The following is a 12564-nucleotide window of genomic DNA, read 5'->3' on the forward strand; positions in this document are numbered from 1 at the left end:
ATCGTCCTTCAGTCGCGCCGGCCGGTCGGAGCAGACTATCGCTACTGGTCACGGCGACGGGGACTCCGGGCCGATCGGCCCGGCGCCGGGCGGCGACATCGATGGATGTTGCTCGATGAGGCGGGCGGGGCTTACCGTCTGGGAGCGCTCCCAAAGCCCGCCCGCCCCCACCTCGGAGGAAACGCCATGAAGAGATGGCTCATCGCCGCCGCCGCCGGATTCGCACTCCTGGTCATGCCGCTGCCGGCCGGCGCACAGACGACCGCCGATCCGACCACGCCGGTCACCGGCAACGCGACCTACTTCGACGGCCTCGGCTCCCCGTACGGCGGATGCGGCCTCCCCCAGGGGCAGCTGGACTCGCAGAACTTCGTGGCCCTCAACGTGTACGACACCCCGGGCGACTACTCCTTCTATCCCCGGCCGCTCGCCGGAGCCGACCTCAGCAAGATGGGCATGTGGAACAACGGCCTCAACTGCGGCCGCTGGGTGCAGGTCAGCGTCGCCGACTACTGCACCGGGGTGAACGACGGCGCGCCCGGCCAGGCCTTCTGCCGTAACGGGTCGTGGACCGCCGACCAGTACAACGGGGCCACGCTCAACATGCTGGTCGCCGACAGCTGCGGCGACTCCAACGGCTGGTGCCGCGACGATCCGTACCACCTCGACCTGTCCAAGGGGTCGCTCAACCAGTTCGTGAAGGACGGTGCCCCGGTCGGCAACATGTACCCGGACCACTGGAACAACCGGCACATCAGCTGGAAGTTCATCCCGGCGCCGGGCTACACCGGCGACATCCGGATCGGGTTCATGCAGGGTGCACAGGCCTACTGGCCGGCGATCGCGGTCAACCATCTCGCCAACGGCATCCACAGTGTCGAGTACCTGAACGGCGGCACCTGGCACACCGCCAAGATGAACAGCGACATGGGTCAGTCGTACATCATCGACGGGACGACCTCCGGGTCGACGCAATTCCAGATTCGCGTACGCGACGTCACCGACCAACTCATCAACGGCGGCCGGGTGTACTCGTTCTCGCTGCCTGCCGGGTGCTCGTCGACGTGCTCGCAGGCGTACACCGACGCCGCTTACACGACGAGCGATGGCGGAAGCGGCCCGACGACCCCGCCCACCACCCCGCCCACCACGCCACCTGCCACGCCACCCACCACCGGGCCGACGACGCCGCCCAGCGGCGGCGGCGCGTGCAGTGCCACGGTCGCGGTCGCCAGCCAGTGGAGCGGCGGCTTCCAGGACAACGTGACCGTCACCGCGGGCAGTGCGGCGATCAAAGGCTGGTCGGTGAAGTGGACCTTCGCCAACGGCGAGACGGTCGGTCAGATGTGGAGCGCCTCCTATGCGGCCAGCGGTTCCACGGTCACCGCGACCAACGTCTCGTGGAACGGGGCGCTCGCGGCCAAGGCCTCGACGACCTTCGGCTTCACCGGCTCGGGCAGCCCGGCCGCCGTCACGGCCACCTGTACCGCGTCGTAGGCCGCCGCTGATCCGGGCCGGGCGACCGTCGTCCGGCCCGACGTCGTCCCGACACTTGACAACGATGTCGTGAGGACCGAACCTGGGAGCGCTCCCACTCTCATCCCCGTCGATTGGTTACCGATGAGACTACGTACGTTATCCCTGGCCGCGGCCGGTCTGCTGGCCACCGCCGGAACGATGGCCGCGACGTTGTCCCCGGCGTCCGCGGCCGCCGCCGGATGTTCCGTCACCTACAAGGTCACCGGCAGCTGGCAGGGCGGCTTCCAGGGGGACATCGCGATCACCAACCTAGGTGACGCGGTCAGCACCTGGTCGCTCGGCTTCGACTTCCCCGACTCAGCCCAGAAGGTCACGCAGGGCTGGGGCGCCACCTTCAGCCAGTCCGGCGCGCACGTCACCGCGGCCAACTCGAGCTGGAACGGGACGCTGGCCACCGGCGCCTCCACGTCGGTCGGCTTCATCGGCTCGTGGTCGGGCAGCAACCCGGTGCCGACGGCCTTCACGGTCAACGGCGTCGCCTGCAACGGGGCCACAACGACCACCCCGCCGACGACCCCGCCGACGACCCCACCGACCACGCCGCCGACCACCGGCCCGACCACGCCTCCTCCCGCCAACGGTCCCGCCCCGGCGCTGCACGTGAGCGGCAACAAGCTGGTCGACGCCGGCGGCGCCCAGCACAAGCTGTACGGCGTGAACCGCTCCGGCGGCGAGTTCGCCTGCATCCAGGGCAACGGATTCTGGGACGGCCCGATGGACCAGGCGTCCATCACCGCGATGCGCAGCTGGAAGATCCGCGCGGTCCGCGTGCCGCTGAACGAGGAGTGCTGGCTCGGCACCGCCGACGTCCCGGCGGCCTACGGCGGCACGGCCTATCAGAACCAGGTCAAGACGTACGTGAACCTGCTGGTGCAGAACGGCATCACGCCGATCGTCGAGATGCACTGGAACTACGGCCTCTACACCGGGAACTCGGCCGGCTGCAGCGACGTCAAGGCGACCTGCCAGAAGCCGATGCCCGACGCACAGTACGGCCCGAGCTTCTGGACCGGCGTCGCGAACGCGTTCAAGGGCAACGACGCGGTCGTCTTCGACCTGTTCAACGAGCCGTACCCGGAGCGTGCCACCGGCGACGAAACGTCGGGCTGGAAGTGCTGGCGCGACGGCGGCACCTGCAACGGCATCGGCTACCAGGTGGCCGGCTTCCAGACGCTTGTCAACTCGGTCCGCGCGACCGGCGCCACCAACGTCATCTTCATCGGCGGCCTGGCCTACTCCAACGACCTGACGCAGTGGCTGACCTACAAGCCGACCGACCCGAAGAACAACATCGCGGCGTTCGCGCACATCTACAACTTCAACACCTGCTCGAACACCTCGTGCTACGACAGCCAGCTGGCACCGGTCGCCCAGCAGGTCCCGCTGACACTCACCGAGATCGGCGAGAACGACTGCGCCCACGGTTTCGTCGACACCCTGATGAATTGGGCCGACCAGCACGGCGTCGGCTATCTGGGCTGGACCTGGAACACCTGGGACTGCAGCACCGGCCCGTCGCTCATCTCCAATTTCGACGGCACCGCCACGGCGTACGGCCAGGGGCTGAAGACGCACCTGGCGTTGGTCTCCAACTGACCGCCCGGTGAGGGCGGGCTCGCCCGCCCTCACCGGTCTAGGCCCTCACGCTGGTTTCTGAACCGGTCGAGGCCGTACGCGGTGAGCACCGCGCCCGCTGCTCCGTTTGCTGTGACGGTCGTCAACGCTGGGAAAAGTGTCGGCCGGCGGCGGTAGTCTGCGCCCGAGAAGGTTCTTACTCAGCGTTGAGAAAGGACGGTGCCGGTGGTGCGCGTCGGCATTCCGAGCGAGATCAAGAACAACGAGTTCCGGGTCGCCATCACCCCGGCCGGGGTCTACGAGTTCCGGCGGGCCGGGCACGAGGTCTTCGTGCAGTCGGGCGCCGGAACGGGGTCGTCGATCACCGACGGTGACTATCAGGTGGCCGGGGCGACCATCCTGGCCGAGGCCGACGACGTGTGGGCTACCGGCGAGCTCATCCTCAAGGTCAAGGAGCCGATCGCGGAGGAATACCCGCGCATGCGGCCCGGTCAGGTTCTCTTCACCTACCTGCACCTCGCCGCGTCCAAGGAGTGCACCGACGCGCTGATCGACCGCAAGGTCACCGGCATCGCGTACGAGACGGTCGAACTCACCGACCGGTCGCTGCCGCTGCTCGCCCCGATGTCCGAGGTCGCGGGCCGGCTCGCCCCGCAGGTCGGGGCCTACCACCTGATGCGCTCGGGCGGTGGCCGCGGCGTGCTCATGGGCGGCGTCCCCGGTGTCTACGCGGCCAAGGTCGTGGTGATCGGCGCCGGTGTCTCGGGCATGAACGCGGCCGCGATCGCGCTCGGCATGCAGGGCGAGGTGCTGGTGCTCGACCGCAACATCGCCAAGCTGCGCGCGGCCGACGCCGACTACCGCGGCCACCTGCAGACGGTCGCCTCCAACGCGTACGAGATCGAGAAGGCGGTGCTCGACGCCGACCTGGTCATCGGTGCGGTCCTGGTGCCCGGCGCGAAGGCGCCCAACCTGATCTCCAACGAGCTGGTCAGCCGCATGAAACCGGGCAGCGTGCTCGTCGACATCGCGATCGACCAGGGCGGCTGCTTCGAGGACTCGCGGCCCACCACGCACGCCGACCCGGTCTACCGGGTGCACGAGTCGATGTTCTACTGCGTGGCCAACATGCCCGGCGCGGTCCCGCACACCAGCACGTACGCGCTGACCAACGTCACCCTGCCGTACGCTCTCGAGCTGGCCAACCTGGGCTGGCCGGCTGCGCTGCGGGCTGACCCGGCGCTCGCCCTCGGGCTCAACACGTTCGACGGCCACGTCGTCTACGGCCCGGTCGCCGACGCGCACGGCATGTCCACCCTGCCCTTGAGCGAGGTCCTGAGCTGATTGTCGAGCGCGCCATCGCCTCCTACCTCGACCACCTGAGCGTCGAGCGGGGGCTGTCCCGTAACACCCTCGAGTCGTACCGCCGTGACCTCGAGAGATATGCGGAGGCGCTGACCGCAGCCGGGACAACCGACCTGGCCGCGGTGCGCTCCGCCGACGTCACCGCCCACCTGGCCGGGCTGCGGGCCGGCGGCCTCGCGTCGGCGTCGGCCGCCCGGGCGATCAGCGCGGTCCGCGGCCTGCACCGGTTCGCGGCCCGGGAAGGCCTCGTCGCGGCCGACGTGGCGGCCGACGTCAAACCGCCCGCGCCGCCCAAGCGGCTGCCCAAGGCGCTCGACGTCGACCAGGTCACCCGGCTGCTCGACGTCGGCGACGACACCCCGCTCGGGCTGCGCGACAAGGCGTTGCTCGAATTCCTGTACGGCACCGGCGCGCGCATCTCGGAGGCGGTCGGCGCGGCCATCGACGACCTCGACCTGACCGGCGAACCGGCCGCGATCCTGCACGGCAAGGGCGGCCGCAGCCGTCTCGTGCCGGTGGGCGGTTACGCCAAGGCAGCGCTGGACGCGTACCTCGTACGGGGAAGGCCTGCACTGGCGGCCAAAGGCCGCGGCACCCCGGCCGTGTTCCTCAATGCCCGCGGCGGGTCTCTGTCAAGGCAGAGCGCCTGGACGATCCTGCATCGGGCGGCCGCCGCGGCCGGGCTGCCGGTCGACGGTCCGCACGCGGTCAGCCCGCACACGCTACGCCATTCCTACGCCACCCACCTGCTCGACGGAGGTGCCGACGTGCGCGTCGTCCAGGAGCTTCTCGGTCACGCCTCGGTCACGACCACGCAGGTGTACACCTTGGTCACGGTTGATCGGCTGCGCGAGGTCTACGCGACCGCGCACCCGCGCGCTCGTTGATTGCTGCGCACCCATAGATGACGACACGCCGACGGCTGACCCCGGTCGAGTGCTTGGCGTGGCGTAGAGTCGGGCATCGGCTCCGGCTTCGAGCCGGAAAGGGGGCGAGGGCCGTGTCAGACAACAATTCGCGTGCTGAGGCCTGGACCTCGACGCTGCGTGAGCAGCAGGGCTCACTCGACCTCGGCGCCGACCTCGGTCCCGCCGACCCGACGGCCTACACGATGCGCCGTCCGATCCCCGAGCCGATGCCGACCGACCGGCACGGGCCCGCCCGCATCATCGCCCTGGCCAACCAGAAGGGCGGGGTCGGCAAGACCACCACCACGATCAACCTGGGCGCCGCCCTGGCGGAATACGGGCGCAAGGTCCTCCTGGTCGACTTCGACCCGCAGGGCGCCTGCTCGGTGGGCCTCGGCGTCAACCCGCACAACCTCGACCTGAGCATCTACAACCTGCTCATGCAGGACGACGTCGTCGCCGAAGACGTGATCATCAAGACCGACGTGGCCGGCCTTCACCTGCTCCCGGCCAACATCGACCTCTCGGCGGCCGAGATCCAGCTGGTCAACGAGGTCGCCCGCGAGATGGCGCTGGCCCGGGTGCTGCGCACGGTCCGCAAGGAATACGACTTCATCCTGATCGACTGCCAGCCCTCGCTGGGCCTGCTGGCGATCAACGCACTGACCATCGCGCACGGCGTGCTCATCCCGCTGGAATGCGAATTCTTCTCGCTGCGCGGCGTCGCCCTGCTGCTCGACACCATCGACAAGGTGCGCGAACGGCTCAACTTCGACCTCGAACTCGAAGGCATCCTCGCCACCATGTACGACTCGCGCACGACGCACTGCCGTCAGGTGCTGCAGCGGGTGGTCGAGGCGTTCGGCGACAAGGTCTACCAGACCGTCATCACCAAGACCGTGAAGTTCCCCGAGTCCACCGTGGCCGGGGCGCCCATCACCTCGCTCGACCCGGCCTCCTCGGGCGCGCGCAACTATCGGCAGCTGGCCCGCGAAGTGATCGCGGCCAAGGAAGAACGCGGCTGACCCTCCGGTGCTCTACTCCCTCGGCCACCCCGTGGCCTTCGCTGCACTGGTCGTTTCCTTCGTCCTCGGACTCGTGTTGCGCGCCATCGCCGTACGCCTGTCCGCCCGCACCCTGGGCATGGCCGGCCGCAACGAGTCGATCATGCCGAGGCTGCGCGAAGACGTCGACCCGTTCGGCGCGGTCGCCGCGGCCATCGGCGGCATGGGCTGGGGCAAGGCGCTGTCGGTCGACGACATCCCCCGCTGGCGCGGCCGCGGCCGCGCCGCCATCGTGTTCGCATCCGGCCCCCTGACCTGCATCGTCATCGCTCAGCTGTTCCTCGCCGCGGCGGTCGTCTCCTACCCCGACGGCCTGCTGCAGTACGCCAACCCGTCCAGCATCCTGCTCGGCGGCTACGCCGGCACGGTGAGCTTCGGCGAGCAGATCCTGCTGTCGTTGGGTGTCGGATTGCTGACGTTCGGTCTGCTGGAGCTGATCCCGATCCCGCCGCTCGACGGCTTCGGCATCCTCTACAGCGCGCTGCCCCGGCCCGGCGCCGGCATGCAGTGGATGCGGCTCTGGTTCGAGCAGAAGAACGTCGGCGTCGTCCTGCTGCTGGCGCTGTGCCTGTTCCCGTTTGGCGCGCCCTTCCTGCTCATCATCCTGAACGTCCTGGGCCTGCCCTTCCTGCTGGCCTGGTCGTAACTTCCGATCTTGGCAACCGTTGACACCTGCGCGCGCAGAAGCCGTCGGAGGTGCCAGTGTTGAGCCCGGAGCAGCTTGTCGGACCCGTGGTCTACGGTCAGCAGGTGCCTGAAGAAGTCGTACCTGTCGTCGGCGCCGAACTCGAACCCGTCGAGGCCGGCGGATTCCAGGTGCGGCTCGCCAACTTCGAAGGCCCGTTCGACCTGCTGCTGCAGCTGATCGGCAAACACAAGCTCGACGTCACCGAAGTGGCGCTCCACCAGGTCACCGACGACTTCATCGCGTACATCCGGGCCATGGGCGACGAATGGGACCTCGGCGAGGCGAGCGAGTTCCTGCTCGTCGCGGCCACCCTGCTCGACCTCAAAGCGGCCCGGCTGCTGCCCGCCGCCGAAGTCGAAGACGAAGAAGACCTGGCCCTGCTCGAAGCCCGCGACCTGCTGTTCGCCCGGCTCCTGCAATACAAGGCGTTCAAAGAGGCGGCGGCCTTCATCGCCGACCTCGAAGGCACCGGCGCCAAACGCTGGCCGCGGTCGGTGTCGATGGAAGCCCGCTACGCCGAAGCCCTGCCCGACCTGGTGCTCGGCATCGGCCCCGAGCGGCTGTTCAAGCTGGCGCTCAAACAGTTCACGCCCAAACCCGGGCCGCCCGAAGTGTCGATCACGCACATCCACCAGATGCGGGTCAGCGTCCCCGAACACGCCAAATTGCTGCGCGAACGCCTCCGCCGGGCCGGCAGCGCCACGTTCTCGCTGCTGATCGCCGACTGCGAAAACACGCTCGAGGTGGTAGCCCGCTTCCTGGCGTTGCTCGAGCTCTACCGCCAAAACCTGATCGACTTCGAGCAGCCGGTCTCCCTCGACGAGCTGACGGTCCGCTGGATCGGCGGCGACGGCGCAGCCGACGAACTCGACATCGACGACTACGAGGGCACCCGCCCCGACCCCGACGCCCCGCCGGCCGAGTCAGTCACCGAAGCCGACCTGGCCGACGGCGAACTCGTCATCGACGACGACTTCGACGAGCTGGACGCCGGTTCGGACGGCGAGCTGAGCGCCGGGTCGGGCCGAGCGTTGTACGGCCGTTCGGACGGCGAGCTGGAGGACGAGTTTGACAACGGTCCAGACGGTGAGCTGGACGGCCGTTCGGACGGTTCGCTTGAGGCTGGCTCGGACGGTTCGCTAGACGGCGGATGGGGCGGTGAGCTGGGCGCGGGCTCGGGTGGTGAGTTTGACGGCCGCTCCGACGGCGAGTTGGACGGCCGTCGAGACGTTGGGCTGGGTGCGGGTCCGGACGGCGAGCCGGTTAGGGACGAGCCGGACGAGGACGACGATCGCGAGAGCGATGGAGAGCCGGCGGCCGTTGCCGGCTCGGACGAGATTGATGCTGTGTCGGCCGGCGAGGCCGTGGTGGAGGAACAACCGTGAGCAACGACGAGCGCCCTGATTCCCTTGCCGCGCAGGCGGCCGCCTGGGTGCCGCCGTGGGAGAGGCCGAGGGCCGAGCCCGACCGGGCCTATGAGGCTGCCCACCGCGCCGCGGACGAAGCCAACGCCTCGTCGGACGACCCTGACGCCTCGCCGGGCGATGCCGACGCCTCGCTGGACGAGGACAATTCGCCCCGCGGCGTGGACGTCTCGCCCCGCGGCGCGGACCTCTCGGCGGACGGTACCGACGTCGCGGCGGACGACGCTGACGACGATGGCGCCCCGGTGGACGGCGTGGACGACGCGGATGGCTCGGCGGTCGCAGCTCGGGTTGGGGCTTCGGTTCGGGCTGAGCAGGTTGCTGCGGTCGAGGACGCGGCTGACGAGCTCGGGGCTGAGGCTGAGCGGGAGGTTGCGCGGGAGCGGGCTTCGGAGTTGGCGCAGCTTGACGGTGTCGACGGTCGGGACGGTGGGGCGAGCAGGCCGGACGACGACGAGGACCGGTCGGATGCCGGGTTGTCGGATGACGATGATGACTTCGATACGGCGTTCGAGGGAGGAAATCCGCCGGGCTACGGGGTTTCTGAGCCGGAGGGGCCGGGACGGGCGGTCGTTGACGAGCCGCGGGAACTGCCGGCCGAAGACGAGCCGGAGCCGACCGACGTGCGGCTGGGTGAGGAGGTGCCGCTGCCTGGGCCGATCGAGGAAGCGGCCGAGGCGGGCGAGGACGAGGGCGGCTCGCCCATCGACGCACCGCTGGCGCCCGACGGCGACGACGCGGGGGACGTCTTTGACGCGGCGGCCGATGACGATGTGACCGACGACGGTGAGGTCGACCTGCCGTTCGTCGAGGTGGTGCCGGCCGGCGACGAGGACGAAGAGGCCGCCTTCGAGGCTGATGAGGCGGAGTTCCGGGCGGGGGCCGACTTCGGGGTTCCGGCTGGGGGCGCTCGGTTCGATGGCGACGGGGCCGACAACCACGGGACGGACGCTGGTGGGGCCGGCTTTGACGGTGACGACTCCGACTCGGTCGGGGTCCGCGGTCGCGCCGAGGACGGCGACTGGGACACCGCTGGACAGGATGATCGTGCTGGGGCTGACGGACGGGACGCGGCTGGGCTGGATGATCGCGCTGGGGCTGACGGCCGGGCGGGGGCTGGGCTTGACGCGGAGGCGGCGGCCTATGTGGCTGGGGCGGCTGACGTCAGTGCGGCGCTTGGGGTTGGGGGTGGGCAGCAGCCGGCGGACGATGCGGAGCTGGCTGGGGCTCGGCCGGCGGCCGGGGACGGCCCTGGGGTTCCCGTGCAGGGCCGGCGGCGGCGGGGCGGGGATGTTGCTTCTGGGGGAGAGGCCGCCCGTACGTCTGAAGCTGATGATGCCGAGAGCGTGACCGACTCGATGCCGGCCTTGGAGGATGAGGCCGAGCTGGGGGCAGCGCTCGAAGCGATCATGCTGGTGGTTGATGAGCCGGTGGCCGAGATGCAGCTGGCGCAGATTTTGGAGCAGCCGACCGAGCGGATCGCTACGGCGTTGGAGGATTTGTCGGCTCGCTATACGGCGGCGGGGCACGGGTTTGACCTGCGGCGGGCGGCCGGGGGGTGGCGGTTCTACACGAGGCCGGAATATGCGGCATATGTGGAGCGATTCGTGCTTGACGGGCAGTCGGTGCGGTTGACTCAGGCTGCGCTGGAGACGCTCGCTGTGGTTGCTTACAAGCAGCCGGTGACGCGGTCGCGGATCTCGGCTATCCGCGGTGTGAACTGTGACGGGGTCATGCGTACGCTTGCTACGCGCGGCCTCATCGAGGAGTGCGGCACGGAAGGCGAAACCGGGGCACACCTGTATCGCACGACCGCGCTCTTCCTCGAGAAGCTCGGCCTCAACTCGGTCGAACAGCTGCCGCCGCTTGCTCCGTTCCTGCCCGACGACGTGGAAGAAGTGCTCGATGCCACAGGCTGACACCGCCGAACGCCTCCAGAAAGTGCTGGCGGCCGCCGGTGTTGGATCGCGCCGTGCTTGCGAAGATCTGATCTTCCGGCGGCGCGTGACCGTGAACGGCAAGGTCGCCAAGCTCGGCGACAAGGCCGACCCCGCCACCGACGAGATCCGGGTCGACGGGGCGCGTGTGGTGACCGACACCAAGCTCGCCTACATCGCCCTCAACAAGCCGCGCGGCGTCGTGTCGTCGCTCGACGACGAGAAGGGCCGCAGCGAACTCGCCGACTTCCTCGCCCAGTTCCCGATGCGGCTGCACCACGTCGGCCGGCTCGACGCCGAGAGTGAGGGGCTGCTGCTGCTCACCAACGATGGGGAGCTGACCAACAAGCTGACCCACCCGTCGTACGGCGTGCCCAAGACCTACCTGGCCGAAGTCACCAACGGGCCGCTGCCCCGCAACGTCGGCCGCCAACTGCTCGCCGGCGTCGAACTCGAGGACGGTCCGGCCAAGGTCGACACGTTCCGGCTGGTCGACGCCATCGGCAAGACCGCCCAGATCGAGATCACCCTGCACGAGGGCCGCAAGCACATCGTGCGCCGGATGCTCGACGCCGTCGGCCACCCGGTGACCCGGCTGATCCGCACCTCGGTCGGCCCGATCAAGCTCGGAAACCTGCGCACCGGCGGGTTCCGGCACCTGTCCAACGCGGAAGTCGCCGCCCTGTTCAAGGCCGTCGGCGACTAGGTGATCACGGCCGCCCGCACGGAACGGCTCGGCGAGGACCGGGTGCGGGCGTTGCTGCGTCTGCAGCATCCCGATCTGGCGGGGCTGCCGCTGGCTTCCGTGAAAGTGGGCGGCGGTTCGAAGCTGTGGCGGCTCGGGGACGACCTCGCGGTTCGCCTGCCGCACACCCTGGACGCGGCCGACCGGCTGTGCCGGCAGGATCGCTGGTTGCCTTTGCTGGCGCCCGGTCTGCCGCTGGCCGTGCCGGAACCGGTGCGGATCGGTGCGCCGTCGGTGCTGTTCCGCTGGCATTGGTCCGTGGTGCGGTGGGTGCCGGGCGAAACCGGTCTGTCGCTGCCGACCGACGACAAGTCGATGGACGTGCTGGCGGCGTTCCTGAAGGCGTTGCATGTGGAGGCCCACATCGAGGCGCCCGGCTTCCGGATCCCGGGGGTGGCCGGCGGGCCCCGGGTGCCGCGGTGGATCCATGGGGATCTGGGGCCCTCGAACGTCGTGCAGGCCGGGGGGATGCTGGCCGGTGTCGTGGGGTTCGGGGAGTTGTGCGGGGGAGACCCGGCGGTTGATCTCGCTTCGTTGCGGTGGTGGCTGCCCTCGGGGGCGGGGGAGCGGCTGCTCGCGGCCTACGGGGGCGGCGACGACCTGGTTACGCGGGTTGAGCTGTGGGCGGCGGCGCTGTTCGCCTGAGTCGGGTCACGCCTCGTTGAGGGCGGCCAGGACCGGGGCGTACATGCGGGTCTTGATGGTTTCCAGCGTCGGGCCGGCCTTGCCGACGTTGGCGTGCGCGAGGGCGACCGCGGCCGGCACCACCTCGGCTTCGCTCACTGCCTGGTCTACGATCTGCCGCGCGTACGCCTCCTGGCCGCCGAATCGGCGGGCGGTGACCATCGCCTCGTGGGCGGTCTGCGGCGTCAGCCGCGCCTGGATGAGCGCCGACATGCCCGGCGTGAACGGGATGTTGATGTCGGCCTCGGGCAGGCACCAGAAGCCACGGTCGGCCCTCATCACGCGCAGATCGTGACAGAGGGAAAGCATCGCGCCGGCCGCGAAGGTGTGGCCCTGCAGGGCGGCCACCGTCACGATGGGCAGGCTCAGCATCCGAGCGAGCAGAGCGTGCACCTTCTTCGAGTACGCTACGTATTCGTCCGGGTGAGCGAAGAGCCACTCCAGGTCGAGGCCGTTCGACCAGAACTTCCCGGTCGCCTTGGTGACCAGCGCGCGCGGCTCGTCGTTCTTGCCGATCTCGTCGAGCAGCGCGTCGACCTGGACGAGCCAGTCGGGGTGGAAGCGGTTCTCCGTGTCGCCGAGATCGAGAAGGTAGACGTCGTCCTGCCGATCAAGACTGGGCATGGCTCTCTCCT

At 69.5% G+C, this 12564-nt stretch carries 10 protein-coding genes and 1 pseudogene; 10 read left to right on the forward strand and 1 reads right to left on the reverse strand.

All coding sequences use genetic code 11. The features are described 5' to 3' along the window. Positions 1-186 precede the first annotated feature (186 nt). The 10 genes and pseudogenes from ACIA5C_RS45830 to ACIA5C_RS45875 all read left to right on the forward strand — a co-directional run bounded on the left by ACIA5C_RS45830 (position 187) and on the right by ACIA5C_RS45875 (position 11890). Positions 187-1497, forward strand: a complete 1311-nt coding sequence (locus tag ACIA5C_RS45830; RefSeq protein WP_396067096.1) for a cellulose binding domain-containing protein — start codon at positions 187-189, stop codon at positions 1495-1497. 123 nt (positions 1498-1620) lie between these two features. Beyond that, positions 1621-3135, forward strand: coding sequence for a cellulose binding domain-containing protein (locus ACIA5C_RS45835; protein WP_396067099.1), 1515 nt, complete (start codon positions 1621-1623; stop codon positions 3133-3135). A gap of 207 nt (positions 3136-3342) precedes the next feature. Further along, a complete protein-coding gene (ald, locus tag ACIA5C_RS45840; protein WP_396067102.1) occupies positions 3343-4458 on the forward strand; it encodes an alanine dehydrogenase in 1116 nt (371 codons plus the stop codon). Then, positions 4455-5366 carry a site-specific tyrosine recombinase XerD gene (locus ACIA5C_RS45845; protein ID WP_396067202.1) on the forward strand — a complete coding sequence of 304 codons (912 nt, stop codon included), beginning with the start codon at positions 4455-4457 and terminating at the stop codon, positions 5364-5366. The genes ald and ACIA5C_RS45845 overlap by 4 nt, the downstream gene beginning before the upstream one ends. 113 nt (positions 5367-5479) lie before the next feature. Then, entirely contained in the window at positions 5480-6412 is a 933-nt protein-coding gene (locus tag ACIA5C_RS45850) for a ParA family protein (RefSeq protein WP_396067104.1), read from the forward strand. A 7-nt stretch (positions 6413-6419) separates the two neighbouring features. Next, on the forward strand, positions 6420-7097 hold the full coding sequence (locus tag ACIA5C_RS45855; protein ID WP_396067106.1) for a hypothetical protein: 678 nt from the start codon (positions 6420-6422) through the stop codon (positions 7095-7097). 104 nt (positions 7098-7201) lie between these two features. Further along, a pseudogene (locus ACIA5C_RS45860) lies at positions 7202-8039 on the forward strand (segregation and condensation protein A); the annotation flags it as partial. Positions 8040-9642: 1603 nt separating this feature from the next. Then, on the forward strand, positions 9643-10482 hold the full coding sequence (gene scpB / locus ACIA5C_RS45865; RefSeq protein ID WP_396067205.1) for an SMC-Scp complex subunit ScpB: 840 nt from the start codon (positions 9643-9645) through the stop codon (positions 10480-10482). Beyond that, positions 10469-11206 carry a pseudouridine synthase gene (locus tag ACIA5C_RS45870; RefSeq protein WP_396067108.1) on the forward strand — a complete coding sequence of 246 codons (738 nt, stop codon included), beginning with the start codon at positions 10469-10471 and terminating at the stop codon, positions 11204-11206. Before scpB ends, ACIA5C_RS45870 begins: the two co-directional genes overlap by 14 nt. Further along, positions 11207-11890, forward strand: coding sequence for a phosphotransferase (locus ACIA5C_RS45875; protein ID WP_396067110.1), 684 nt, complete (start codon positions 11207-11209; stop codon positions 11888-11890). 6 nt (positions 11891-11896) lie between these two features. On the opposite strand, the gene ACIA5C_RS45880 is transcribed toward ACIA5C_RS45875, so the two are convergent. Next, the gene (locus ACIA5C_RS45880) at positions 11897-12553 is read right to left on the reverse strand and encodes an enoyl-CoA hydratase-related protein (RefSeq protein ID WP_396067113.1); all 657 of its coding nucleotides are present in this window, start codon (positions 12551-12553) and stop codon (positions 11897-11899) included. Positions 12554-12564 lie beyond the last annotated feature (11 nt).

Source organism: Actinoplanes sp. NPDC051343 (assembly GCF_044455125.1).
Lineage (GTDB): Bacteria > Actinomycetota > Actinomycetes > Mycobacteriales > Micromonosporaceae > Actinoplanes.